Source organism: Streptomyces sp. NPDC005799 (assembly GCF_040630525.1).
Taxonomy (GTDB): Bacteria; Actinomycetota; Actinomycetes; order Streptomycetales; family Streptomycetaceae; genus Streptomyces; species Streptomyces griseorubiginosus_B.
The window spans coordinates 83,949-108,725 of the sequence record NZ_JBEXXQ010000015.1 but is presented as its reverse complement, the minus strand read 5'-3'; the positions used below and the strand labels follow the sequence as shown (position 1 = coordinate 108,725).

Genomic DNA, 24,777 nt, shown 5'->3' with positions numbered 1-24,777 from the left:
GGCGCAGCCGCACATCGATGCGGTCCCGCGCCCCTTGGGTGGGTACTCGCAGCGCATGTCGTCCGAAGACGCGTATACAGCGGAACCTTTTCTCCCGGAGCGGCGCGACTTGGGGGCACTGCGCAAAGCCGCCGCAGACTGCCGTGGCTGTCCGTTGCATCGGGACGCCACTCGGACGGTGTTCGGTGAAGGGGACGCTCACGCGCGCGTGATGCTGGTCGGGGAGCAGCCCGGGGATCAGGAGGACCGGCAGGGGAAGCCGTTCGTGGGGCCCGCCGGGAAGCTTCTCGACCGGGCTCTCGCGGACGCCGGTATCGACCCGGGGGACGCCTATGTCACCAACGCGGTCAAGCACTTCAAGTTCACCCGGGCCGAGCCCCGCAAGCGGCGCATACACAAGGCGCCCACGCTGCGCGAGATGACCGCCTGCGGGCCCTGGCTGGCCGCCGAGCTGGCCGTCGTGGAGCCGGAGCTGATCGTGGTGCTCGGGGCCACCGCCGGCAAGGCGCTGCTGGGGTCGTCGTTCCGGGTCACGCAGGTGCGCGGGACGGTGCTGGAGGAGGACGTTCACGGCCGGCGGGAGCGCCTGGTGCCCACCGTTCACCCCTCGTCCGTGCTGCGCTCGGACGATCGGGAGTCGGCGTACCAAGGACTCGTAGCGGATCTGAAAGTCGCGGCGCGCGCCCTGGTGTAAGGGCTACGATACCTGGGTGTCCCTTACCTTCACTCTCGACCCCGCCGTCACCCCCGCCCTCCGTGACGGCATCCTCGACCTGTGGACGGACGTGTCCAACGCCGGCGGTTCCGTCGGCTTCGTGCCGCCGGTGACGGCGGAGACGATCCGGCCGGAGCTGGTCCGGCACATGGTCGCGATGGCGGAGGGCCGCACCCGGCTGCTCGTCGGGCACGACGAGGACGGACGGGTCGCCGCCACCGCCTTCCTCGCCCTCAACACGCACCGGCTCATGACCCACTGGCTGTGGCTCTACACGGTGATGGTCCACCCCCGCCACCAGGGCAAGGGGTACGGCCGCGACCTGCTGGCCGCCGCCCAGGACGCGGCGTGCGGATTGGACGGCATCGAGGCGATCCGGCTCACCTGCCGCGGCGGCCTCGGGCTGGAGCGGTTCTACGGCTCCTGCGGCTACAAGGAGGTCGGCCGTGTCCCCGGCGCGATCCGGGTGGCACCGGGCGACGACCGCGACGACGTGATCATGCTGCTGCCACTGCGCTGAGCCCCCGCCTGCAAGATCGGGTACCTGACGTGCTTCACTGGACGGTGCCCTTTGGCAATGTTCGTACCGTTGACGGAAGAGTGGATTGAGATGCTCCGCTACACGCTGATGCGCCTCGGGATCTTCGCGGGCTGCTTCGTGGTCGTCTGGGGTCTCGTCTACACCGGCATCGTCCCGCGCGGCTTCGGCGCCTCCAACGGCATCTGGATGGTCCTGCTCGCCCTGTTGATCTCGGCCCCCATCAGCTTCGTCGTCCTGCGCAGGGAGCGGGACCGGGCCTCGATCAAGGTCGTCGAGCGGGTCGACCGGATGAAGGCGAACTTCGAGGCGAACGCGGCCCAGGAGGACGACGTGGACGACGCGGCCCGCACCCAGGGCCAGGCACCCCAGACGTCGTAAGCCTGTCACGCGGGGTTTGCACGCGCTTGGTCCCAACTACTCTGTGCGGCATGGGTGCCGTGAAGACCAAGCGGATGCCGCGGGCGGTGCGGGAGCAGCAGATGCTGGACGCCGCCGTGCGTACCTTCGGGCAGCGTGGGTACATGGCCGCGTCGATGGACGAGATCGCCGAACTGGCGGGCGTGTCCAAGCCGTTGGTCTATCTGTACCTCAACTCGAAGGAAGACCTGTTCACCGCTTGCATCCGGCGTGAGGCGAAGGCGCTGACGGAGGCGGTGCGGTCCGGGGTGCGGCGGGAGCTGCCCGTCGACCGGCAACTGTGGGAAGGGCTGCGGGCGTTCTTCACGCACACCGCGCAGAACCCGGACGGCTGGGCCGTGCTGCATCTGCAGGCCCGTACCCACGGCGAGCCGTTCGCGGCCGAGGTGGCGGCGATGCGCGAGGAACTCGTCGCGTTCGTGACGCAGTTGATCGTGGTGGCCGCGCGGGAGGCGCACCGGGATCCCGATCTGGCCGAGGGCGAGGTCGCGGGGCTCGCCGAAGCGCTGGTCGGTGCCGCCGAGTCCCTCGCGGCCTGGGCCAACGCGACCCCCGGCGTCACCGCGCGGCAGGCCGCGGCCACCCTGATGAACTTCGCCTGGGCCGGGCTCGGCAACCTGATGGAGGGGCGGCCCTGGTCACCCCCGCAGGAGGCGGAGCAGCCCGTCCCGTGACGCGGCCACGTCGACGACGTCCACGCCGGTTCCCGTGAGCAGCGACGCCAGGGCGGGCTCGGGGCGCAGGGTGACAAGGCGGGACGCGACCGGGCCGAGCAACAGCTCGGTCTCCAGAGCCGCCTCGGGCCGTACGACGTCCATTCCGGCCCGTGCTGCCAGCCGGCGCAGGCGCTGGTCGCTCTCGCGTGGATGGGCGAAGTAGCGCTCGGCGTTGAGCCGGTGGGCGAGCGCGGCCACCTCGTCCACGGGAACGCCCGGCGCGCCGACCAGGTCGGTCCCGGACAGCACCTCGGGCGGCCCGAACCGCCGCCGCACCCAGCCGTGCCCCGGCCCCCGCGCCTCGACGACGTTCCGCGCCCCGACCGTCGCCACCAGCAGCCGCAGCGCCCGCGAACAGGACGCCCCCACGACGACCCGCTCGACACCGGCCAGCCGAGGAGCGAGTGCGAGTGGCGACCCGTACAACCCGACCGGCATCCCCTCGTTCCGGGCCAGCCGTGCCGTGCACCACACCCGCTCCCGAGTCCGGGCATGCCACGGCAGCACGACGGCGACCTCGCACCCCGACCCGTCCCGCTCACCCCACTCCAAGACCTCCAGCAGCCCACGGACGGAGTCGGCCACCGCGATCCCGGTCCCACCCGCCACACCGACGGCCACCTGCGTGAGGGCACCCGCCGAAGTGCCACGCCCCCTCACGCCGACCCCCAGCGGCGCAGTGCCGGTGCCACCCTCTGGTGGCCCACGCGGTACAGCCTCTTCGCGCCGCGGCGGGCCGCCGTGCGGACCGCGCCCCGTACCCCGCCGGAGGCGGCCGGAGCGGCTGTCGGCAGGGGGTGGCCCTTTTCGTCGAGGCCGTGGCGGGCCAGGATCGGCAGGAGGTAGGGCCCGGCGGAGCTCGGGGTGTAGTACGGGCGCAGGGGCGGCAGGTGACGCAGGGCGCGCAGGTCGGCGAGGCGGGCGCGGGCCGCCGCGTACGGGTCGGTCCGGCCGATGCCCTGCGCCGCCGCCCACTCGGCACGCGGCATCGGCAGCGCGCCCGCGTCCAGGTCGTCCCAGGAGGCCAGGCAGCCGGAGTGCAGGAAGTAGTGGTTGCCGTGCGCCTCGCGGACGCCGAGGTCGGTCAGGATCGCCGTCGGGATGCCCCGGTGCATGGACTCCAGGGCGGCCGTGGAGCTGACGGTGACCAGCAGGTCGGTGCGGTCGAGGACCTCGGCCATGTTGCCGTAGACCAGCCGGAGGTTGGCCGGGGCGGGCTCGGAGAGCCGCTCGACGAGGAGTTGGTACGGGTCCGCCTCGACGTGCGTGGTCTGCTCGCCCGGCAGACTGCGCAGCTTGACCAGCACCTCGCGGCCGGGATGACGGCGGGCGTGTCCGGCGGCCCGCTCCAGGAGGTGCAGCCGGGCGCTCCGTTCCTTCGGCACCGAGGGCTGCACGGCGAAGGTGAGGGTGAACGGCCGCTCGGGGGAAGGGCGGTGGGGCTGCCCGGTCAGGAAGGGCAGGGCGCACTCCACCACCGAGTCCGGGTCCACGCCGACCGAGTCGAAGGCGCGGGCGAAACGGGCCGCGTCGTGGGCCGAGTTGGCGAGGACGAGGTCCGTGCCCGCGCGGGTCAGCAGCCCGTCGACCATCTTCTCGTAGACGACCCCGACGTATCCGCTCACCGTGACCGGTCGCCGCTCGCGGCCCTCCCAGGCCCGCCCGAGGGTGTGCGTGAGGGCGAGGACCGTGCCGCCGGAGACGGCCAGGACGACCACGTCGGCGGCGGCCAGTTCCCCGTCGCCGGCGAGCTCGGCGACCGTCGCCTCGCGGCGCGTGCCGGGCTCGATGCCGACCTCGGCGAGCTGACGCTCGGTGGGTGTGGAGCGGCCCCGCAGGAACACGGCGTCCAGCGCGTGCTCCGGGGCGAGTTGCCGGGCCACCGAGGCGCCCCATTTCCAGCGGGTGTCGGAGTCCGCGACTACGGCGATACGTCTGTGCGACATGCCCGGAGGTTAGGAACGGCTCCTGAGCGCGGGGTGAGTCTTCCCTGTGTTGTTTCCTGCGGATGTGAGTGCCGACTGTGAGAATTCGGTCAACTCGCCTTACCAGAAGCGGAAGTTCGAAACCGCCCGAGTGAATGGACGGCAGCTGTTCGCCCGTTGTTCATGAGGCATGAAGGGTGACAACTGTCATCCCGATCGGCGGACGACGGACACTGGGGGAACGCGTCCCTCCGCCCGTACTTTCATGCTCATGACGAAGACCAGTGGCGAGGACCCGCAAAAGACCGACATCAAGGTGAGCCTCATCGGCGGCCACCGCCTCAAGGGCGAGACCCTGCACGTGCGCACCCTCACCGCATCCCTCATCGGCGGCGCCGACATCGACCTCACGGACATCGACATTCCCGACGGCGCCGAGCTGCGCGTCACCAAGCTGAGCCTGATCGGCGGCGTCAGCCTCAAGGTCCGCCCCGACGTCCGCGTCGAGGTCCACGGCATCCGCCTCGGCGGTGTGAAGGACGACGGCCCCACCGAGCCAGGCGGCCCGACGGTCCGTATCGACGCGTGGGGCCTGATCGGCGGGGTCAGCGTCAGCCGCGGCTGAACCGGTCGGTCACGGCAGGGGCAGGGGCAGAGCGCCCGGAGGCCGTGTCGTCGGCCGCGAGGAGCGGGGAGGCGCTACGGCAGCGGATCGACCCGCCCGCTGACGTGCACGCGATCACCGCTTCCGCGCAGCTCGAACCGGCCCCCCTCCGCCCCGTACGTCACCGTGCCCGGCAGCAGCACCGGCGCCCGGAACTCCGCCCGCACCCGCACCGGGTCCGGCGCCCCATGGGCGGCGAGGCAGCGGGCCACGGTCCACATGCCGTGCGCGATGGCGCGCGGGAAGCCGAAGAGGCGGGCGGTGAGGGGATGGAGGTGGATGGGGTTGCGGTCGCCGGACGCGGCCCCGTACCGCCGCCCGACGTCCCCGGCCAGCCGCCACTCGGCGAGCACGGGAAGCGGTGCCCGCTCGGCCCGTTCGGCGGACGGCTCGGCGTGCGTGCGGTGCCGCGCGAGATACGTGCTGCGCGACTCCCACACGACGTCCCCGCTCTCCCCGCCGTCCCGCAGCTCGGTGATCACCGAGGCCTCGGTGCCGCGCCGGTGCGGCTCCAGGCCGCCGACGTGGACGGCGAGTTCGTACGCGCCGGTGGCCGGGAGCGACCGGCGCCGGGTGATGTCGACGGAGGTGTGGACGAGGCCGAGCAGCGGCAGCGGGAAGCCGCGGTCGCTCATCAGGCGCATGGCCAGCGGGAAGCCCAGGACGTGCGGATACGTCAGGGGCAGGGCGTCGTCGCCGGTGGCGAAGCCGCAGACCCGCTCGTACGCGGCCAGCCGCGCGAGGTCGACGCGCAGGCCGGGCAGGACGAGGCGGGTGCGCGGGAACTCCGCGTCGGGGCTCGGCCGTTTGAAGGGGGACAGGAGGGCGCCCCGGGCGAGCAGGGGCGGGAGGGAAGGAGAGCCGGTGAGGACGAGGGACATCACGCCCCCAGCAGGCTCTGGCCGCATACGCGGACGATCTGGCCGTTGACGGCGCCGGACGCCGGATGCGCCAGCCAGGCGGTGGTCTCGGCGACGTCGGCCGGAAGTCCGCCCTGTGCGAGGGAGTTCATCCGCCGCCCCGCCTCCCGGATGAACAGGGGGATCGCGGCCGTCATCGTCGTCTCGATGAACCCGGGCGCCACCGCGTTCACGGTCACCCCGTGCTCGGCGAGGGCGCGGGGCGCGAGCGAGCGGACCAGTCCGACGACGCCCGCCTTGCTCGCGCCGTAGTTGGTCTGCCCCGCGTTGCCCGCGAGCCCGGCGATCGAGGCGGTGGCGACGATCCGGCCGCCGCGCCGGAGCGCCCCGGCGTCGAGCAGCGCGTCCGTCGTGCGCAGCACGCTCGCGAGGTTCACGTCGAGCACCGAACCCCACCGCTCGGCGGGCATGTTGACCAGCCGCCGGTCCCGGGTGATCCCGGCGTTGTGGACGAGCACGTCCAGCCCGTCGGGCAGGGCGTCGGCGATCCGCGCCCCCGCGTCGGGCGCGGTGATGTCGAGCGCGAGCGCCCTCCCACCGAGCCGCTCGGCCACCCGCCGGGCATCGTCCTCGGCCTGCGGCACGTCCAGTACGACGACCCGTGCCCCGTCCCTGGCCAGCACCTCCGCGACCGCCGTACCGATCCCCCGTGCGGCACCGGTGACGAGCGCGGTACGACCGGCGAGGGGCTGGTCCCGGTCGGCCGGCACTTCGCCCCCTGGGCCGACCGCGGCCCCCGACCCCGTACCCACCGCGATCATTTGCCCGCTCACATACGCCGACCTGGGTGAGAGCAGGAAGCGCAGGGTCGACTCCGCCGCGGGGGCGTTGGTCAGGCGGATCAGGTTCACCGTCCGTCCGCGCCCGATCTCCTTGCCGAGGGAGCGGACGAAGCCCTCCAACGCCTGCTGGGCGGCGGCCTGGTGGTGGTCCGTGGGGTCGAGCGGCGCGCCCAGGACGACGATCCGGCCGCTGCTCGCGACCGACCGCACGACCGGGTGCAGCGCCGCGTGCACCTCGGCGAGCGTCTCGACGTCCCGCACCCCGGTGGCGTCCAGGACGACCGCGGCCGGTGCGTCGGCGCTCCCGGTCAGGCCCGTGCGGGCGAGGACGGGGGAGAGGTCGAGGTCCGACTTGCCGGCGGTGAGGGCCTGCAGCCCGCCGGTGAGCGCGGGGCGTCCGGGCGACCAGCGGTGCAGGGGCGCCGGTTGCGGCAGCCCGAGCCGGCGGGTCAGGAAGCGGCCGGGCGCGGTGCCGGCGAAGCGCAGATAGCGGTCGGCCATGTCCAGTCTCCCCAGGCGGCGGCTTGCTTACTCCAGAGTCAGGTTACCCGAGGTAATAGCACGTGGGGAGGTGAAAAAGGTTCAACATACCGCCCGGTAACGTCTTTTCGGCATGAAAAGCGACGACCTTGCACATCCCTGACGCACGCCCACCGCCGGACCACCTCCGTACCCTCACCGGACCATCACGCCGGCACCGTACGATCTCCTCCCCTTGACCTGCGACAACTCCCCGGCAGGGCAACTGGGTTGAACATCTGGAGCCGCCCGTGTCCACCTCGCACCAGCCCGCCGACCTGGTGGTCCACTCCACGGCGTACGACGGCGCACCGATCCTCGTGGAGCCCGCCGTCCGCCGGCTGGACGGAGAGGTGCGCGAGGTCTCGGTACCGCTCTTCGTGCCCCCGGTGCGCCACGGCTCGCTCGCCGACCTGCCCTTCGACAACGCCCGGATCGCCCCCGACGACCGGGTCCTCAGCCGCCGTACCGAGGCGGGCCGTTGGACGGACGTGACGGCCGCCGAGTTCGCCGCCGAGGTGCTGGCCACGGCGAAGGGACTGATCGCGACCGGGCTCACACCGGGCGACCGCGTCGCCGTCATGGCCCGCACGGTCTACGAGTGGACGCTCCTGGACTTCGCCGCCTGGGCCTGCGGCCTGGTCACCGTGCCGATCTATCCCACCTCCTCCCTCTTCCAGACCCGCTGGATCCTCCAGGACTCCGGCGCGGTGGCCCTGGTGACGGAGACCGGCGCCCAGGCCGCGGCCCTCGGCCCCGAACTGGACCGCGTGCCCGATCTGCGGCACCTGTGGGTGATCGAGAAGGGCCATGTGGAGCGCCTGGGGGAGTGCGGCGCACAGGTGCCGGACCAGGAAGTGGCCGTACGGCGCGGGATGCTGGGCCCCGACACGCTGGCCACGATCGTCTACACCTCGGGCACCACTGGCCGTCCCAAGGGCTGTGCGATCACGCACGGCAACTTCTTCGCCGAGGTCGACAATGCCATCGAGCTCCTCTACCCGGTCTTTCGCTCCCGCACCAGCGAAGAGGCGTCGGTCCTGCACTTCCTGCCGATGTCGCACATCTTCGGCCGGATGGTGGCCGTCGCCTGCATCAGGGCGCGGGTGCGGCTCGGGCACGCGCCGAGCCTGAAGTCGGAGGAACTGCTGCCCGACCTGGAGAGCTTCCGGCCGACCTGTCTCGTCGCCATCCCGTACATGCTGGAGAAGGTGTTCAACGTGGCCCGCGCGCGGGCCGAGACCGGCGGCCGGGTGAGCGCCTTCGACCGCGCGGTGGGCGTCGCCTGCCGCTACGGCGAGGGGCGCGAGGCCCGCCAGTCCGGTACGGGCCCCGGCCCGGGCGCCGTGCTGAAGACCGCCCGCGCCTTCTACGACCCGCTGGTCTACCGCCGTATCCGCAACGCCATGGGCGGCCGGGTCCGCTACATGATCTGCGGCGGCTCCCCGCTGGGCCGCCGGCTCGCCTCCTTCTACGCGGGCGCGGGCATCGACGTCTACGAGGGCTACGGGCTCACCGAGACCACGGGCGCGGCCACCGTCTCCCCGCCCCTCAAGCCGCGTCTGGGCACCGTCGGCTGGCCGCTGCCCGGCACGAAGGTGCGCATCGCGGCCGACGGCGAGATCCTGCTGGCCGGCGGTCATGTCCTGCGCGGCTACTGGGACCCGAACGCCGGCGGGGTCGTCCCGGCGACCGCCGACGGCTGGCTCCCCACCGGTGACATCGGGCGGCTGGACGAGGACGGCTACCTCCACATCACCGGCCGCAAGAAGGAGATGCTGATCACGGCGGGCGGCAAGAGCGTCGCCCCGGCCCCGCTGGAGAACTGGCTCCGTCAACACCCGCTGATCTCCCAGGTGATGGTCGTCGGTGACGCCCGACCCTACGTCGGCGCCCTGGTCACCCTCGACATGGAGGGCGTCAACCACTGGCGCCGGATGAAGGGCAGGCATCACCCGGTCCCCGCCGAACTGCTGCTGGAAGACGAGGAGTTGCGGGCAGTCCTGCAACGCGCGATCGACGAGGCCAACAAACTGGTCTCCCGCCCGGAATCCATCCGCCGCTTCACGGTCCTGCCGGTCGACTTCACGGAGGAGGCGGGCCACCTGACGCCGTCGATGAAGCTGCGCCGCGAGGCGATAGCCGAGGAGTTCGCGGAGCAGATCGAGCAGCTCTACGACTCTTACGGCGCGACAGCGCAGTAGAGGGGCGCGGGGCTGTGACATGGGCGGCTCCGCCGCGTGGGCGCGACGAGCCACAACGGACCCGCACCCCAACGACACCCCCACCCACTTCCCCCACCGGCATTCCCGGATCATCACGAACTCGCCATGGCCGAGACGTATCCTTTCTGCTGTAACCAGCGGTAACATCCCGGCCACGCACCGCCGGTGAACAACTCGGTACGCACCGCACGTACCACTGCAGAGCGGTACCGAGCTGCACGCCCCAGGAGAGCTGCCATGTCCGTGTCCGTGCCCTACCCCGCCGCGTCCGACTACGACGGCGTACCCCAGCTCCTCGAGCCGGAGATCCGCCGGCTGGACGGCGAGGTGCGCGAGACGTCGGTGCCCCCGCTCGTGCCGCCGCCCACGCACGGCTCCCTCGCCGACCTGCCCTTCGACAACGCGGACGCGGCGCCCGACGCCCGTGTCCTCAGCCGCCGCGCGGAGGACGGCGGTTGGGCGGACGTCACCGCGGCGGAGTTCGCGCGGCAGGTGCTGGGTCTGGCCAAGGGGCTGATCTCGGAGGGGCTGGTCCCCGGCGACCGGATCGCCGTGATGGCGCGGACGATCTACGAGTGGACGCTTCTGGACTTCGCGGCCTGGGCGGCGGGCCTGGTGACCGTCCCCATCTACCCGACCTCCTCGGTCTTCCAGACCCGCTGGATCCTCCAGGACTCCGGCGCGGTGGCCCTCGTCACGGAGAACGCGGGTCAGGCGGCGGCCCTCGGCCCGGAGCTGAGCCAGCTGCCGGACCTGCGGCACATGTGGATCGTCGAGAAGGGCCACCTCGACCGGCTCGCCGAACTCGGGCAGCCCGTCCCCGACCAGGAGGTCGGCGTGCGGCGCGGCATGCTAGTCCCCGACACGCTCGCCACGGTCATCTACACCTCGGGCACCACCGGCCGTCCCAAGGGCTGCGTCCTCACCCACGGCAACTTCCTGTCCGAGGTCGACAACGCGATCGAGCTGCTCTACCCGATCTTCAAGTCGAAGGCGGACAACCCCTCCACCCTGCTCTTCCTGCCCATGTCGCACGTCTTCGGCCGCATGGTGGCGATCGCCTGCGTCCGCGCCCGGGTCCGCCTCGGCCACGCCCCGAGCCTGCAGGCCGAGGATCTGCTCGCCGACCTGGCCGCCTTCCGCCCCACCTTCCTGCTGGTCATCCCCTACATGCTGGAGAAGGTCTTCAACAACGCCCGTGCCAAGGCGGAGAGCGGCGGCCGGGTCTCCGTCTTCGACCGCGCCGTCAACGTCGCCGTCCGCCACGCCGAGGCGACCGAGGCCCGGCACGCCGGCACCGGCTCGGGCCCGAGCACGGCCCTGAAGGCGGCCCGCACCTTCTACGACCCGCTGGTCTACCGCCGTATCCGCAACGCCATGGGCGGCAGGATCCGGCACATCATCTCCGGCGGTTCCCCGCTCGGCCGCCGTCTGGCCGCCTTCTACGCGGGCGCGGGCATGGAGATCTACGAGGGCTACGGCCTCACCGAGTCGACCGGTGCCGCGACCGTCACCCCACCGCTCAAATCCCGTCTGGACACGGTGGGTTGGCCGCTGCCCGGGACCAGGGTGCGGATCGCGGCGGACGGCGAGATCCTGCTCAGCGGCGGTCAGATCTTCCGCGGCTACTGGGACCCGCACGGCGGCGGCGTGATCCCCTCGCAGACCGACGGCTGGTTCCCCACGGGGGACATCGGCCGCCTGGACGAGGAGGGCTATCTGACCATCACCGGCCGCAAGAAGGAGATCCTGATCACCGCGGGCGGCAAGAACATGGCCCCGGCCCCGCTGGAGAACTGGCTGCGCCAACACCCGCTGATCTCCCAGGTGATGGTCGTCGGTGACCGGCGTCCCTACATCGCGGCGCTCATCACCCTGGACATGGACGGCCTCAGCCACTGGCGCCGGATGAACGGCAAGCACCCGGTCCCGCCGGAACTCCTGGCCGATGACGAGGAGTTGAGAGAAGTTTTGCAAAGGGCGGTGGACGAGGCGAACAAGCTGGTCTCGAGGCCCGAGTCGATCCGGCGGTTCGCCGTGCTGCCCCGCGACTTCACCGAGGCGGAGGGGCATCTGACCCCGTCGATGAAGCTCCGCCGGGATGTCGTGCTGCGGGACTTCGAGGCGGAGGTCGAGGGCCTGTACGCGCGGTGAACGACCGCGTGTGACCCGTTCCGCGGTCCGTGTGAAGCTAACGAAACGTTTGCGTTTCGTTGCCCGGGTGGCATACGTTGGCATGGTTTGCTGTACGAAACCGTTTCGGACCGATGTGCTGAACAACCAGCCCCCTGAGGGGAGTACCACCTTGGAAGCCATCCCGGTCGCCACCGCCCAGGCCGGGCCCTCCGGCCAGACCCAAGCTCCGTCCAAACACCGCTGGTGGGCGCTGGCCGTGATCGGCCTCGCCCAGCTCATGGTCGTGCTCGACGCCACGATCGTGAACATCGCACTGCCCTCCGCCCAGCAGGACCTGGGCTTCGACAACAACGGCCGGCAGTGGATCGTCACCGCCTACTCGCTGGCCTTCGGCAGCCTGCTGCTCCTCGGCGGCCGCCTCGCCGACCTCTTCGGCCGCAAGACCACCTTCGTCGTCGGCATCGTCGGATTCGCCGCCGCCTCCGCGCTCGGCGGCGCGGCGAACGGCTTCACGATGCTGGTGATCGCCCGCGTGGTGCAGGGCCTGTTCGGCGCCCTGCTCGCCCCGGCGGCGCTCTCCCTGCTGACCACCACCTTCACTGAGGCCAAGGAACGCGCCAGGGCGTTCGGCATATTCGGCGCCATCGCCGGTTCCGGCGCGGCCGTCGGCCTGGTCCTCGGCGGTCTGCTCACCGAGTACCTCGACTGGCGCTGGACGCTGTACGTCAACGACGTCATCGCCGTTCCCGCGCTGATCGGCGCGATCGTCCTCATCAGCCGTTCCGTCCCGGCCGAGCGGCCCAAGCTGGACATCCTCGGTGCCCTCCTGGTCTCCGGCGGCCTGTTCGGCGTCGTCTACGGCTTCGCCAACGCGGAGACGCACGACTGGGGCAACTGGATGACCTGGGGCTTCCTCGTCGCGGGCGGGGTTCTGCTGGTCGCGTTCTTCCTCTGGCAGACCCGGGCCGCACACCCCGTACTGCCGCTGCGCGTCCTGGCCGACCGCGACCGCGCGGCCGCCCTGTCGACCGTGCTCATCTCCTCCGCCGGCATGTTCGGCGTCTTCCTCTTCCTCACCTACTACCTCCAGTCGACGCTGGGCTATTCACCGGTCAAGAACGGTGTGGCCTTCCTGCCGATGGTGGCCGCGCTGATGGTGATGGCGCAGTTGTCCACCAACGTCCTGGTGCCGAGGATCGGCCCCAAGACCGTCGTACCGGTCGGCATGCTCCTCGCCGTGGGCGGCATGATCTGGCTGACCCGCCTCGGCCTGCACAGCGGATACGCCTCGGACGTGCTGGGGCCGCTGCTGCTGCTCGGCGCCGGATTCGGCATGTCGATGCCCGTCGCGATGAGCTATGCCACCTTCGGCGTGCAGGCGAGCGACCAGGGCGTGGCCTCGGCGGCCGTCAACACCACCCAGCAGGTGGGCGGTTCGATCAGTACCGCGCTGCTGAACACGCTCGCCGCCACCGCCGCCGCCAACTACGCCAAGGACCACCTGACCGACCCGCTGGTCAAGGCGAACGCGGCCCTGCACAGCTACGAGGTCGCCTACTGGTGGTCGGCCGGCTTCTTCGCCTTCGCCGTGATCGTCACGGCGCTGCTGTTCCGCGCGAAGAAGAGGGGGAACGAGCCGGCCAAGGAGGCCGGGGCGCCCGTCGAGGCCACGATCCCGGAGACGCCGGCCGCCGCGAGGGCCACCACGGCCGTGCTCCCCGCCACGACCGCGGCCGCCGTCCGGGGCCAGGTGCGCGACGGCACGGGGGCGCCCGTACCCCGCACCGCCGTCACCCTGCTCGACAACTCCGGCCGTCAGCTGGCCCGAGACGTCTCCGGCCCGGACGGCACCTACGCCGTGGACACCGCCGAGCATGGCAGCCTCGTTCTGATCGGCTCGGCGCCCGGCTACCAGCCGCAGGTCGTCACGCTGACCCTGAACGGCGCGCCCGTCTCCCACGACCTGGTGATCCTGCCGAGCCCCGGCGGACTGACCGGCACCGTGCGCGGCGGCGACGGGGAGGTCCTGCCCGGCGCGCTGGTGGTCGCGACCGACCAGCACGGTGACGTGACGGCCTCCACGACGACCGGCATGGACGGCGGCTACCGGATCGGCGACCTGCTGCCCGGCGACTACACGCTGAGCGTCAGCGCCCCCGGCCACCGCCCGGCCGCCGTACCCGCCACCGTCACCGCCGAGACCGCCCGCTGCGACATCCAGCTGACCGCCGCGGCGACCCTGCGGGGCACGGTGCACACGCCCGACGGGCGGGCGCTCGACGACGCCCGGGTCACTCTGATCGACGCCGCGGGCAACGTCGTCGGAACCCGCACCACGAGCGTCGACGGCAGCTACGCCTTCACGGATCTCTCCAGCGAGCAGTACACGGTGATCGCCAGCGGATACCCGCCGGTGGCGACCCAGGTCACGCTGGACGGCGGCCGGGAAGGCGTCGACATCCTGCTGGGCCACAAGGAGTCCTGACCGGAAGTCCCCCCACCCACCGACCCCCATGCGGCAGCGTCCGCCACCCGGAGTCCCGGGCGGCGGACGCTGTCGTATATACGGTCCCGATGCTCAGCCCAGGGACGGCAGTCGCTCGCCCTGGACGGCCTGGACGTCGAGTTCCACGCGCAGGGTGGCGCCGATGGCGGCGACGCCCGCCTGGACGACCTGGTTGTAGTTCATGGCGAAGTCCTCGCGCCGCAGCTCGGTGGTGGCGCGGAAGGACGCCCGCACCCCGCCCCAGGGGTCCGGGCCGGTGCCCAGGTAGGACAGGTCCAGATCGACGGAACGGGCCACACCCCGCAGGGAGAGTTCGCCGTGCACGGTCCAACGGGCCTCACCGGCCGGGGTGATGCCCGTGCTGCGGTAGGTGATCTTCGGGTGGACGTCCACGTCGAGGAAGTCGGCGGAGCGCAGATGGCCGTCGCGTCCCGTTGCCGGTGTCGATCGAGGCACCCTCGATGACCGCCTCCACGCTCGACGCCAGCGGGTTCTGAGCGACCTCGATCCGCCCCCCGAACTCCTTGAACCGCCCGTGCACGCTGGTCAGCCCGAGATGCTGGGCCACCGCGCTGACGCTGGAGTGCGCCGGATCGATGGTCCACGGCCCGGGCGGCGGAAGCTCCACGCCCCCGGCCCGGGCCAGTACGAGCGAGCCGAGGTCGGCGCCGCCGGAGGCGGTCACGATGGCGGTGGAGGCGACGGGGGCGTAGCCGAGGGCGGTGACGATCACGGTGTACGTGCCGGGCGCGAGGGCGTCGGTGGCGACGAGCCCCTCCGCGGTGGCCTCCCGGCGGACCGCCTGCTGCCCCGCCATGTCCGTGACGGTCAGCACGGCGTGCGGGACGGCCCAGCCGTCCTTGGTACGGATCCGGGCCCGCAGGCCGCCTGTGTGGGTGCTGGTCATGAACGCTGCCTCTCGAAGTGCTCAGGCGGTGACGCTGTTCCGGGACGGGGGAGGCGCGAGGAGCACGGGGAGGACCACGGCGTCGACGTACGCCCGCAGGAAGGCGCGGGTCGGGGGCAGATCTTCCAGCAGTCCACGGGCGACCAGGGCGCCGAGCAGCATGTGGGCCGCGTGGTCCAGGGCGGGGTTGTCGGCGTTGATCTCGCCCCGGTCGACGGCGTGCCGCAGCACTCGCTGGAAGGCCTCCAGCTCCACGTTGAGGATCCGTTCCCGGAACACCCGCCCCAGGTCCGGATGCCGGTGCATCGCCACGGCGAGGCCGCGCATGAGCGAGGACGTCTCCTCCATGGAGGACTCGGCCGCGCGGTCCAGCAGGACGTCGAAGTCCTCTCGCAGTGATCCCGTGTCCACGTCGGCGACGACGCCGGACCTCTTGTGCCGCATCGCCTCGACGACCAGCTCGACCTTGCCGCCCCACTGGCGGTAGAGCGTCGCCTTGCTGGTCCGGGTGCGGGTGGCGACGGCGTCCATGGTCAGTCCGTCGTACCCGACCTCGCCGAGCAGCTCCAGCACGGTCTCGTACAACGCGCTCTCGCGCTCGGCCGTGAACCGACTGCGCCGCGACGCCGCGACCTCGGTCACTTTCCTCACCTTCCCCAGGTGAACGATACGGTTTCGTACGTATCCTTACCTCTTCGACCTTACCCTGTGCGACTGCAAAACGAAACAGTTTCGTACGCGCCGGTCACTTCGTGGACGCGAGGAAGGCGGCCCAGGCGGTGGGGGAGACGGTGAGGTGGGTGCCGGCTTCCGGGCGGTGCTTGGAGTCGCGGATGTGGACGGTGGCGGGGGTGAGGGCGACTTCGAGGCATTCGCCGCCCCCGCCGCCGCTGTAGCTGGACTTGCGCCAGCTGTACGCGACTTCGAGGCACTGGCCGCCTTCACCGTCGCTGTAACTCGACTTGAACCAGCTGAGCTTCTCTATGGTCATCGCTCTTCCAGCATCTTCTCGATCAGCTCTAGGGACTCGTGCGTGTTGAGCGCCTGCGCCCGGATGATCCCATAGCGTGCGGCCAGGACGCGTACCTCTTCTCGGTCGGTGATCAGGCGCGGATAACCCTGGTTCTCCATGTAGGCCACCTGGTCCTTGCCCTTCGGGATGAGCAGGGTGAACGAACCGCCCAAGCTGGGGTGTTCGGTACGCCCCGTCGGCATCACCTGCAGCTGCACATTCCGCATGCGCCCGATCCGCAGCAACTGCCGAAGCTGCCCCGCGTGCACCTCGGGTCCGCCGATCGGCCGTTCCAGGACCGCCTGTTCCATCACGAAGGAGAACTCGGGCGGAGGCCACCGCTCGAAGACCTGCTGACGTGAGAGGCGGTCCGCCACGCGCTTCTCGATGGTCTCCTCGTCCAGCGGCGGATGGCGTTGGGTGAACACGGCCCGCGAGTAGTCCTCGGTCTGAAGCAGCCCGAGCACGCCCATCGTGCTGTAGTCGTACAGCGCGACCGCCTCGGCCTCCAACTTGGCGTACCCCCGATACCACTCTGGATGCCTGGTCCGCGCCTTCGCCATCGCCTCCCTGACGTCCGGGATCACCTCCTTCAACAACCCGCCCGCGTCCAACAACTCGTCCGCCTTCTCCAGGAAGTCCGGCTGGGGTGTCCGTACGCCCCTTTCCATCGCCGAGATCTGGTCGGGCCCGTACGACACCAGCTCGCCGAACTCCTTCTGCGTCAGCCCCCTCCGCTCCCGCAGCAGCCTGAGCATCTTGCCCAGGGCCGTGAACAAGCCCGTCGTCCCCTCGGCCTCCGCCGGTGTCTCCGGCCTCCGCTCCTCCACGGCTCCACCCTCCGGCCCGACAACCCGTACTCCGCACCGAACGCGGCCGTACAGCTACCCACAGTCGCCACGTTGCTCCTGGTCAGGGTAGAGACAACCCAGCACTCTCAGTCACGTGAACGCCGAAATCCCCACCCCCACAAGCACCCCCACCGCCGAACTGACCCAGCGCCTCAGCTCGACGCCCCGAGGCGCACGCCTCGCCCGTCATCTCACCGCGCAGCAACTGGACACCTGGGGATTCCCGCACGACAGCGACCTGAACGACACCGCACAGCACGTCGTCGCGGAACTCGCCGCCAACGCCGTCACCCACGGCCGCGTGCCCGGGCGGGACTTCGAGCTGAAGCTGTCACTGCTGCCGGCCGAGGACACTCTGCGTATCGAAGTGAGTGACGCTCGCGGGGATCGAGCGCTGCGGTTCGCCGCCGCCGACCCGGAGGGCGACGGAGGCCGTGGGCTCGTCCTCGTGACGCTTCTCGCCGCCTGGGGCGTCACTCCCCGCCCTGTCGGCAAGACTATCTGGGCCGAACTGCCCCTCAAGGAGCCGAAGTCGACCCTCGCCGTCGACTCTCGACGACCGTGTCCGCGAACGCCCGCGCCGGAGGACTGAGCGCGTCCCAGCGTCGTACGGCCCACCCGACGACAAGGGGGCGCAGGGCCGGGACCGGGATCAGCCGCAAGGCACCGTCCCCGGGCACCGCGAGCCCAGGCAGCGCGGGTACCAGCGCACGGCCCACCCCCAACTCGGCCAGCAACAGTGCCGTGTCCCAGTCCGCGACACTCGTGTCGTAACCGAAGCCGATCCCCAACTCCGCGCAGGCCGACTCCAGATGCGCGGCCGACGCCGAGTTCGGGGGGAGGCGGATCAGACGTATGTCGTTCAGCTCGGCCGCGTCCAGGGACAGGCGTCCGGCCCACACGTCGTCGTCCCTCACCGCCAGCACCCACGGCAGTTCGACCACCGCCCGCTGCTCGATCCCGCGCACCGGCGGACCGAGGGTGATCCACGCCAGGTCCAGCGTGCCGTCGGCCAGCGCGTCGAAACTGCCGCGGCCCGAACTGACCGTACGGAACTCGACGTTGACCTTCGGGTAGCGGCGCCGGAAGCGAACCACCGCGTCCGACATGAAATGCCGTACGGTCGTCGCGCCCGTCGCGACGCGGACGTACCCGCTCTCGCCCTCGACCAGGTCCCGCAACTGCCGTACGGCGAGGTCGAGTCCGGAGATCCCCTCGGCCGCCGCGGCCTCCAGTACCCGGCCGGCCTGCGTCGGGACGACCCCGCGCGGCTGCCGTTCCAGAAGCGCCACCCCGGTCTCCCGCTCCAGCCGCTTGACGTGCTGGCTGACCGCCGACTGGGTGCAGCCCAGATCGCGCGCCACCGAACTGAGGCTTCCGGCCCGGCACACCGCCACGAACACACGCAGGTCGTCGAGGGTCACAACCCCCAAGCTAGCACTTGGAGTTGGGCAGAAATCCCAAGGATTGACTGTGCGGAGGGCGCGGTACGACGATCCTCTGAGGGCCCCCAAGGGCGGCAACCCGCTCCAGGCGCCGGAGCGGGTGCCGACCCATACGCCGAAGGGACTTCACCGTGCCCCTAACCGTCCTCACCCCCCAGCACCGAGCCACCGCCCTGATGCGGGACCTCGGCGCCGACCGTCAGCCGCACCCCGGCGGCACGCTCCTCGCCCATCTCGACCGGGTGCGCGAGCGGCTCGCCGGCTGGGGCGCCCGGCCCGCGCTCCAGCTCGCCGGCCTCTGCCACGCCGCCTACGGCACGGACGGATTCCCGACGGCGCTGCTGTCGCTGGACCGGCGGGGCGAACTGGCCTCCGTGATCGGGCCGGAGGCCGAGGAGATCGTCCATCTCTACGCGAGCTGCGACCGCAGGTCCACCTACCCCGATCTCGCGACCCCGGGCGGCCTCTTCCACGACCGGTTCACCGGCCGGAGCCATGCCCCCGCGCACCACCTCCGCCGGGACTTCGCCGAACTCACCGCCGCCAACGAACTCGACCTCGCCCACCGCAACCGCGACTTCCGCGCCCAGTGGGGCCCCGAACTCCTCGCCCTCTTCAGTCGCTTCCAGCCCCTGCTGACCCAACGTGCCTGGCAGGACTGCCTCACCGTGCTCGGCCCCGGCCGGCACGGCTCTTGACTTCCCAAGACCCCCGCGCCACATTCCGGTCCCCTTGTCCTCATGCGGTAGAAGGGACCGACATGTCCACAAGCGCGGACCGTGCGAGACGAACAGCCCGACCCACCCGCAGACAGGTGCTCGGTACGACGGCCGGGGCGGGGCTCGCCCTCGCGGCGGGCGCCCGCGGTGCCGGTGCCGCCGACCTGCCCCTGCTCGGCACGTACGACGTCGTCGTCATCGGCTCCGGTGCCGCGGGGATGACCGCCGCCCTCACCGCGGCCAAGCAGGGGCTCGGTGTCGTGGTCGTGGAGAAGGCGGCCACCTTCGGCGGGTCGGCGGCCCGTTCCGGAGCCGGGGTGTGGATCCCCAACAACTCCGTGATCCTCGCCGCAGGCGTCCCGGACACCCCCGCCAAGGCCGCCGCCTATCTCGCCGCCGTGGTCGGATCGGACGTCCCCGCGGCGCGGCAGCAGGCCTTCCTCGCCCACGGGCCCGACATGATCTCCTTCGTCATGGCCAACAGCCCGCTGCGGTTCCGGTGGATGGAGGGCTACAGCGACTACTACCCCGAACTGCCCGGCGGCCTCCCGAACGGCCGCTCCATCGAACCCGACCAGTTCGACGGCAACCTCCTCGGCGCCGAACTCGCCCATCTCAACCCGCCGTACATGCAGGTCCCCGCGGGCATGGTCGTCTTCAGCGCCGACTACAAGTGGCTCGCCCTCGCCGCCGTGAGCGTCAAGGGCGCCGCCGTCGCCACCGAGTGCCTGGCACGCGGCACCAAGGCGGCGCTGCTCGGACAGAAGCCGCTGACCATGGGGCAGTCGCTCGCCGCCGGGTTGCGCAAGGGGCTCATGGACGCCGGGGTTCCGGTGTGGCTCGGCACCCCGCTGACCAGCCTGTACGTCGAGGGTGGTGCCGTCACCGGCGCGGTCGTGACGAAGAACGGCACCTCCGGGCTCGTACGCGCCCGCCGTGCCGTCGTCGTCGGCTCCGGCGGGTTCGAGCACAACGCCTCCATGCGCGCCCAGTACCAGCAGCAGCCCATCGGGACCGACTGGACGGTCGGCGCGAAGGAGAACACCGGGGACGGGATCCGGGCCGGGCAGCAGGTGGGCGGCGCGCTCGGGCTGATGGAGGACGCCTGGTGGGGACCGGCCATCCCGCTGCCCGACCAGCCGTACTTCTGCCTCGCCGAACGCACCCTCCCCGGCGGCCTGCTCATCAACGCGGCCGGCGCGCGCTTCGTCAACGAAGCCGCCCCCTACAGCGACGTCGTCCACACCATGTACCGGCGCAACCCCACCGACCCCGACATCCCTGCCTGGCTGATCGTCGACCAGAACTACCGCGACCGGTACCTGTTCAAGGACGTCCTGCCGACCTTCACCTTCCCCGACACCTGGTACAGCTCCGGCGCCGCCCACAAGGCATGGACCCTCGACGCCCTCGCCTCCTCCGTCGGCGTCCCGGCCGCCGCGCTGCGCGCCACCGTCGACCGCTTCAACTCCCTCGCACTGAGAGGGACCGACCCGGACTTCGGGCGCGGGGACAGCGCGTACGACCACTACTACACCGACCCCTCCGTCCTCCCGAACTCCTGCCTCGCCCCGCTCTGGCTGCCGCCGTACTACGCCTTCCGCATCGTCCCGGGCGACCTGGGCACCAAGGGCGGTCTGGTGACGGACGCGCGGGCGCGGGTCCTGCGGGCCGACGGGTCCGTCATCCGCGGTCTGTACGCCGCCGGGAACGCCAGCGCCGCCGTGATGGGGCACAGCTACGCGGGCGCCGGGTCGACCATCGGTCCCGCGATGACGTTCGGGTACATCGCGGCGCTGGACATCGCCGGGGTGCTCTAGGGGGTGGTGGCCGTGGCCGGTTTGCGGACTATGAGGAAGGCCTGCGGGGACGTCTCGCCGAGGCTCTCGTCGGCCTCGCGAACCGTCCGGGAATGAAGTGCGAAGCCGGCGTCCGTCAACAGCCCGGCCACGGCGTCCGGTTGGCGGCGCTGGAAGGTCAGCGACACGTCGTGGCCGAAGGGGCGGTCGTGGTGGCGGTGCTTGTCACCCGCCTGAAAGGCGACCAGCAGCGGTCCGCCGGGTGCCAGCACCCTGTGGAACTCGGCGAAGAGGGCGGGCAGCCGGTCCACAGGGGTGTGGATGGACGAGTACCAGGACAACGCGCCCGCCAGCGACCCGTCGGGAAGGTCCAGGTCCAGCATCGAGCCCTGCTCGAACCGCAGACCCGGATTCTCCCGGCGGGCGATCGCCAGCATCGACTCCGACAGATCGAGGCCGAAGACGTCCAGCCCCAGGGCGGCGAGACGCCCCGTCGTGCGGCCGGGACCGCACCCCAGGTCGGCCACCGGCCCCTCGCGATCCACCAGTGCGGCGAAGACGTCGAGTATCGCCCGCTCCACCGGCCGGCCCTTCAGCTCCTCCTGGAACAGGACGGCGTAGTCCTCGGCGATGGCGTCGTAGAACACCCGCGTCTCGGTCAGGAACCCGGTTTCGGTCTCGGAGTCGGTCATGGTCGAAACCGTAGCGACCGCCACTGACAATCGACCGCGCCGAGCATCGAGGGTGCCCTCACCAGCGCCGTCCGGGGCACGAGGTGAACAAAAGCGGTTTCAGGCCAAGTTCTCCTGCCGGGACCCTGACGTGCGCATGTTCGATTAAGGTGATCACGCCTCGATCAGTGGCTCAGACCAACCACTCGGTCGACGGGCACAACACGACCGGCTACGGGACGGCTCCCGTACGCCGAGCCGAACGGGGGGGCCTGTGCATTCGAAACGTGCCGTACCGAAGAGACGCATGCCGGCGGCGAGCCTGATGACGGCTGCGGCCGCGCTGGGAGTCATGTCCTCGGCCCACGCTGCGAGCGGAGCCCGCCATCTTCATCGGTGACGCGGCTTTCACCGTGGCCGGCACCTTCGACGGCGTCAAACGCCAGCCGAACCAGTATCTGGCCACCTGGGTCGCGACGTAGGCCGCCCTGGCACCGCGCCCCGGCCACCCCGAGCGTCTCGAGCTGTCCCACCGGTCATGGAACGGATCGTCGAGCCGGGGCTCCGACGCGCCCCGGAGCCCACGCCAGGCACATCACCCGGCAGGTCCTGACCGAAATCGGCCGCGCTCGGCCCGCGCGGAGGATGCGTCGGAACATCCATCGGCACCGCAGCCGCATCCGTAGGCACCGCAGCCGTCGTGGGCGTCTCGTTCCCCAACGAGCCGACCCTCTCGTCGGCCTGAACCCGTCCTGGCGCGCGTCGGCCGCATCCAGCCCGTGGAGCGCTGCGGCGCTGATGCACCACCACTCACCATCACCACCCAGCACCACCACGCTCATCGGCATATCGCATGAGAGGGACACAACGTGGCAGACGAGCAAGTCCTCAGAGCCCAGAAGTGGGTGAACTCCACCTACAAGGGCGTCACCGGTTACGTCGCCTGTCCGGAGGACGGCCACACCGGCTGGGGGACCATGTACTCCCTCATCATGGGCCTCCAGCACGAGCTGGGCGTCAGCCCGGTCGTCGCTTCGTTCGGCCCGGGCACCTACTCCAAGGTCGACGCCCTCGGCAACATCGGCTTCGGCTGGGACAAGAACCGCAACATCGTCGCCATCCTCCAATACGGGCTGTGGTGCAAGGGCTACTGGGCGGTCGAGCCGGGCAGCGAGGGCTGGTACACCGGAGTCACCCGTGACGCCGTGGCCAAGCTCCGCGGCGACATGGGCATCGGCGGAGAAGGCGTGATCAACGCCAAGATAGCCAAGGCCATCCTCAACATGGACGCCTACGTGGTCGTGGCCGGTGGCACCGACGGCATCCGCTCGATCCAGCAGTGGCTCAATGGCCGCTACTGGGACCGCAGCGCCTACTACATCGGGCCATGCGACGGCATCTACTCGCGTGACGTCCAGAAGTCGCTGGTGATCGCCCTCCAGTACGAGATGGGCATCGCCGCGCCGAACGGCAGCTTCGGCCCCGCGACCCAGTCGGGACTGCAGAGCCATACCCTCGCCCAAGGTGACTCCGGCGTTTTCGTCCAGCTCTTCTCCGCCGCGTGCCTGTTCAACTCGCCGACGTTCGACGGCAACGACAACCCGGTCACCACCACCTGGCGGTCCAATTTCGACTCGAGCCTCGTCGACTGGGTCACGGCGTTCCAGAAGTTCAACAAGCTGACGGCCAACGGCCGCGGCGACTACGAGACCTGGGCGCAGCTCCTCGTTTCGATGGGGGACGCCGATCGCCCGGCGACCGGTTCGGACACCCGGTTCGAGATCACCGCTTCGCGCGCCAAGTGGCTGTACAGCAACGGCTACCGCTATGTCGGCCGCTACATCTACGACCCCCCCAACTCCACGCTCGACAAGGAGATCAAGCCGGGCGAACTCGACACCATCTTCGCCGCCGGCCTGAAGGTGTTCCCGCTCTACCAGGACAACGCCCGACAGCTGTCCGACTTCACGTACACCAACGGCTACCAGCACGGCCTCAACGCCCACAAGCACGCCTCCGACTACGGCTTCGACCGGGGCACCACCATCTACTTCGCCGTGGACTACGACGCCACGGGTGAGGAGATCGAGAGCGCGGTCGTGCCGTACTTCCAGGGCGTGCAGGCGGCCCTGGCCAGTCAGGGCAAGAAGTACACGCACGGCGTCTACGGCTCACGCAACGTCTGCACGATCGTCAGCAACAAGACGTACGCGCGTTTCTCCTTCGTCTCCGGCATGTCCTGGGGCTTCTCCGGCAACCTCGGCTTCCCGATCCCCAGGAACTGGTCCTTCAACCAGATCAAGGAATTCAAGGTCACCAACGGCACCGACACCTTCGACCTGGACCGCGACGTCGTCTCCGGGCTCGACCGCGGAGTGTCGTCGGTCAACGACAAGGGTGGTCCGGCGGACGGCTTCATCACGTACATCCAGAAGCTGTACGACCTCTCCGGTGCGTACGGTGCCACCGGCCAGAAGCGCAGCCAGCTGGTCATGGAGTACATCCGGCACTACGCCTACGGCAACCGGGGTACGGCCAACAAGCTCGGCTGGTGGTACCTGATCGGGTCGTACGACTCCGGCTTCGTCGACTACTGCGACAACAACGGCATGAGCATCAAGGGATCGTTCACCGACCCGTTCACCGGCTACCAGCTCGGCTCCGAGCACATGATGGCCACGGCCAACGCCCACCTGCTGACGGCCCAGCCGGACAACAAGAAGTCCGCGAACGGCGGCGACGTCGGCGGCTGGGCCGGTGACCTGATGACCTTCTGGGCCGACTGGCGCAACTCCGAGCAGCAGTACGCGGACCCGCTGAAGTTCGCCCACGACAAGCTCGGCGTGCCCGGCGTCGCCTCGTCCTTCGGCTTCGACGACCTCATCGAGGACGCGGACGGCTATCTGCTCGCCAGGGCGGTGCGCGGCGGCAAGAACATCGTCGACGCCGTGAAGGACCACTACAACGGCAGTGGCGGCCTGAGCCGCTTCAACGACTACTTCACGGGCCGCTGGGGCAACGCCACCGACTGCAAGGACTCCGCCCACAACGCCCTCACCGCGCTCGACGGAACCCTCTCGGTCGCCCAGGCGTACCTCATCACCGGCGCAGGGGCGGTGCTCCCGTCCGATTACCAGAACCTGCCGGGCGGCTACGACAAGCTCAGAAACTTCGAGCAGGGCTTCGTCGACGCACTGCTCGCCCGTATGGGAACGGAGCAGCGGAAGCTGTCCGTGTACAAGGAGAACCACGCGCGCTACCTGAAAGCGGCGCGCGCCCGCTCAGGAAGCTGAACGCAGCAGAGAGC

The 24,777-nt window shown here is 70.8% G+C and carries 21 protein-coding genes and 1 pseudogene; 12 read left to right on the top strand and 10 right to left on the bottom strand.

Annotated features, from left to right (window positions below; all coding sequences use genetic code 11):
- The first annotated feature begins 55 nt into the window (after positions 1-55).
- The 4 genes from ABZ453_RS17085 to ABZ453_RS17070 all read left to right on the top strand — a co-directional run bounded on the left by ABZ453_RS17085 (position 56) and on the right by ABZ453_RS17070 (position 2,347).
- A complete protein-coding gene (locus tag ABZ453_RS17085; RefSeq protein WP_359015759.1) occupies positions 56-694 on the top strand; it encodes a UdgX family uracil-DNA binding protein in 639 nt (212 codons plus the stop codon).
- Positions 695-710: 16 nt separating this feature from the next.
- Positions 711-1,235, top strand: a complete 525-nt coding sequence (locus ABZ453_RS17080) for a GNAT family N-acetyltransferase (RefSeq protein ID WP_359015758.1) — start codon at positions 711-713, stop codon at positions 1,233-1,235.
- 90 nt (positions 1,236-1,325) lie between these two features.
- Positions 1,326-1,634 carry a DUF4229 domain-containing protein gene (locus ABZ453_RS17075; protein WP_359015757.1) on the top strand — a complete coding sequence of 103 codons (309 nt, stop codon included), beginning with the start codon at positions 1,326-1,328 and terminating at the stop codon, positions 1,632-1,634.
- 50 nt (positions 1,635-1,684) lie between these two features.
- Positions 1,685-2,347 carry a TetR/AcrR family transcriptional regulator gene (locus ABZ453_RS17070; RefSeq protein ID WP_359015756.1) on the top strand — a complete coding sequence of 221 codons (663 nt, stop codon included), beginning with the start codon at positions 1,685-1,687 and terminating at the stop codon, positions 2,345-2,347.
- Here the strand turns inward: ABZ453_RS17070 and ABZ453_RS17065 are convergent.
- Positions 2,312-3,010 carry a hypothetical protein gene (locus tag ABZ453_RS17065; protein ID WP_359015755.1) on the bottom strand — a complete coding sequence of 233 codons (699 nt, stop codon included), beginning with the start codon at positions 3,008-3,010 and terminating at the stop codon, positions 2,312-2,314. The genes ABZ453_RS17070 and ABZ453_RS17065 overlap by 36 nt on opposite strands.
- A gap of 35 nt (positions 3,011-3,045) precedes the next feature.
- The gene (locus ABZ453_RS17060) at positions 3,046-4,335 is read right to left on the bottom strand and encodes a DUF6716 putative glycosyltransferase (protein WP_359015754.1); all 1,290 of its coding nucleotides are present in this window, start codon (positions 4,333-4,335) and stop codon (positions 3,046-3,048) included.
- Between the two features lie 250 nt (positions 4,336-4,585).
- Here ABZ453_RS17060 and ABZ453_RS17055 point away from each other — a divergent pair, with 250 nt between their 5' ends.
- Positions 4,586-4,939: a hypothetical protein gene (locus ABZ453_RS17055; RefSeq protein WP_359015753.1), complete on the top strand. Its 354-nt coding sequence runs from the start codon at positions 4,586-4,588 to the stop codon at positions 4,937-4,939.
- A gap of 74 nt (positions 4,940-5,013) precedes the next feature.
- Here ABZ453_RS17055 and ABZ453_RS17050 read toward each other — a convergent pair whose 3' ends face one another.
- On the bottom strand, positions 5,014-5,859 hold the full coding sequence (locus ABZ453_RS17050) for a MaoC/PaaZ C-terminal domain-containing protein (protein ID WP_359015752.1): 846 nt from the start codon (positions 5,857-5,859) through the stop codon (positions 5,014-5,016).
- Positions 5,859-7,181, bottom strand: coding sequence for a 3-oxoacyl-ACP reductase (locus ABZ453_RS17045; RefSeq protein WP_359015751.1), 1,323 nt, complete (start codon positions 7,179-7,181; stop codon positions 5,859-5,861). The genes ABZ453_RS17050 and ABZ453_RS17045 overlap by 1 nt, the downstream gene beginning before the upstream one ends.
- A gap of 269 nt (positions 7,182-7,450) precedes the next feature.
- Here ABZ453_RS17045 and ABZ453_RS17040 point away from each other — a divergent pair, with 269 nt between their 5' ends.
- The 3 genes from ABZ453_RS17040 to ABZ453_RS17030 all read left to right on the top strand — a co-directional run bounded on the left by ABZ453_RS17040 (position 7,451) and on the right by ABZ453_RS17030 (position 14,045).
- On the top strand, positions 7,451-9,403 hold the full coding sequence (locus tag ABZ453_RS17040; protein WP_359015750.1) for an AMP-dependent synthetase/ligase: 1,953 nt from the start codon (positions 7,451-7,453) through the stop codon (positions 9,401-9,403).
- A gap of 258 nt (positions 9,404-9,661) precedes the next feature.
- A complete protein-coding gene (locus ABZ453_RS17035; protein WP_359015749.1) occupies positions 9,662-11,578 on the top strand; it encodes an AMP-dependent synthetase/ligase in 1,917 nt (638 codons plus the stop codon).
- Positions 11,579-11,729: 151 nt separating this feature from the next.
- Positions 11,730-14,045: an MFS transporter gene (locus tag ABZ453_RS17030; RefSeq protein WP_359015748.1), complete on the top strand. Its 2,316-nt coding sequence runs from the start codon at positions 11,730-11,732 to the stop codon at positions 14,043-14,045.
- Positions 14,046-14,138: 93 nt separating this feature from the next.
- Here ABZ453_RS17030 and ABZ453_RS17025 read toward each other — a convergent pair.
- The 4 genes and pseudogenes from ABZ453_RS17025 to ABZ453_RS17010 all read right to left on the bottom strand — a co-directional run bounded on the left by ABZ453_RS17025 (position 14,139) and on the right by ABZ453_RS17010 (position 16,815).
- Positions 14,139-14,973, bottom strand: a pseudogene (locus ABZ453_RS17025) (YceI family protein).
- A 21-nt stretch (positions 14,974-14,994) separates the two neighbouring features.
- On the bottom strand, positions 14,995-15,615 hold the full coding sequence (locus ABZ453_RS17020; protein WP_359015747.1) for a TetR/AcrR family transcriptional regulator: 621 nt from the start codon (positions 15,613-15,615) through the stop codon (positions 14,995-14,997).
- Positions 15,616-15,718: 103 nt separating this feature from the next.
- The gene (locus tag ABZ453_RS17015) at positions 15,719-15,964 is read right to left on the bottom strand and encodes a DUF397 domain-containing protein (RefSeq protein WP_359015746.1); all 246 of its coding nucleotides are present in this window, start codon (positions 15,962-15,964) and stop codon (positions 15,719-15,721) included.
- Entirely contained in the window at positions 15,961-16,815 is an 855-nt protein-coding gene (locus ABZ453_RS17010; RefSeq protein WP_359015745.1) for a helix-turn-helix transcriptional regulator, read from the bottom strand. The genes ABZ453_RS17015 and ABZ453_RS17010 overlap by 4 nt, the downstream gene beginning before the upstream one ends.
- A 115-nt stretch (positions 16,816-16,930) precedes the next feature.
- Between ABZ453_RS17010 and ABZ453_RS17005 the strand changes: the two genes are divergently transcribed.
- Complete coding sequence (locus ABZ453_RS17005; protein WP_359015744.1) at positions 16,931-17,428, top strand: ATP-binding protein; 498 nt, start codon at positions 16,931-16,933, stop codon at positions 17,426-17,428.
- On the opposite strand, the gene ABZ453_RS17000 is transcribed toward ABZ453_RS17005, so the two are convergent.
- Positions 17,355-18,260, bottom strand: a complete 906-nt coding sequence (locus ABZ453_RS17000; RefSeq protein ID WP_359015743.1) for a LysR family transcriptional regulator — start codon at positions 18,258-18,260, stop codon at positions 17,355-17,357. The genes ABZ453_RS17005 and ABZ453_RS17000 overlap by 74 nt on opposite strands.
- 197 nt (positions 18,261-18,457) lie before the next feature.
- On the opposite strand from ABZ453_RS17000, the gene ABZ453_RS16995 reads away from it, so the two are divergent.
- Positions 18,458-18,979: a DUF6817 domain-containing protein gene (locus ABZ453_RS16995; RefSeq protein ID WP_359015824.1), complete on the top strand. Its 522-nt coding sequence runs from the start codon at positions 18,458-18,460 to the stop codon at positions 18,977-18,979.
- Between the two features lie 62 nt (positions 18,980-19,041).
- A complete protein-coding gene (kstD, locus tag ABZ453_RS16990) occupies positions 19,042-20,820 on the top strand; it encodes a 3-oxosteroid 1-dehydrogenase (RefSeq protein WP_359015742.1) in 1,779 nt (592 codons plus the stop codon).
- Here the strand turns inward: kstD and ABZ453_RS16985 are convergent.
- Complete coding sequence (locus tag ABZ453_RS16985; protein ID WP_359015741.1) at positions 20,817-21,491, bottom strand: class I SAM-dependent methyltransferase; 675 nt, start codon at positions 21,489-21,491, stop codon at positions 20,817-20,819. The genes kstD and ABZ453_RS16985 overlap by 4 nt on opposite strands.
- Before the next feature lie 848 nt (positions 21,492-22,339).
- On the opposite strand from ABZ453_RS16985, the gene ABZ453_RS16980 reads away from it, so the two are divergent.
- Positions 22,340-24,763, top strand: coding sequence for a glycoside hydrolase domain-containing protein (locus tag ABZ453_RS16980; RefSeq protein ID WP_359015740.1), 2,424 nt, complete (start codon positions 22,340-22,342; stop codon positions 24,761-24,763).
- The last annotated feature ends 14 nt before the right edge of the window (positions 24,764-24,777 follow it).

Coding starts and splice junctions, on each gene's coding strand:
- ABZ453_RS17085 (WP_359015759.1), top strand. CDS start 56: ATGTCGTCCGAAGACGCGTATACAGCGGAACCTTTTCTCCCGGAGCGG.
- ABZ453_RS17075 (WP_359015757.1), top strand. CDS start 1,326: ATGCTCCGCTACACGCTGATGCGCCTCGGGATCTTCGCGGGCTGCTTC.
- ABZ453_RS17070 (WP_359015756.1), top strand. CDS start 1,685: ATGGGTGCCGTGAAGACCAAGCGGATGCCGCGGGCGGTGCGGGAGCAG.
- ABZ453_RS17060 (WP_359015754.1), bottom strand. CDS start 4,335: ATGTCGCACAGACGTATCGCCGTAGTCGCGGACTCCGACACCCGCTGG.
- ABZ453_RS17055 (WP_359015753.1), top strand. CDS start 4,586: ATGACGAAGACCAGTGGCGAGGACCCGCAAAAGACCGACATCAAGGTG.
- ABZ453_RS17050 (WP_359015752.1), bottom strand. CDS start 5,859: ATGTCCCTCGTCCTCACCGGCTCTCCTTCCCTCCCGCCCCTGCTCGCC.
- ABZ453_RS17045 (WP_359015751.1), bottom strand. CDS start 7,181: ATGGCCGACCGCTATCTGCGCTTCGCCGGCACCGCGCCCGGCCGCTTC.
- ABZ453_RS17035 (WP_359015749.1), top strand. CDS start 9,662: ATGTCCGTGTCCGTGCCCTACCCCGCCGCGTCCGACTACGACGGCGTA.
- ABZ453_RS17015 (WP_359015746.1), bottom strand. CDS start 15,964: ATGACCATAGAGAAGCTCAGCTGGTTCAAGTCGAGTTACAGCGACGGT.
- ABZ453_RS16995 (WP_359015824.1), top strand. CDS start 18,458: ATGCGGGACCTCGGCGCCGACCGTCAGCCGCACCCCGGCGGCACGCTC.
- kstD (WP_359015742.1), top strand. CDS start 19,042: ATGTCCACAAGCGCGGACCGTGCGAGACGAACAGCCCGACCCACCCGC.
- ABZ453_RS16985 (WP_359015741.1), bottom strand. CDS start 21,491: ATGACCGACTCCGAGACCGAAACCGGGTTCCTGACCGAGACGCGGGTG.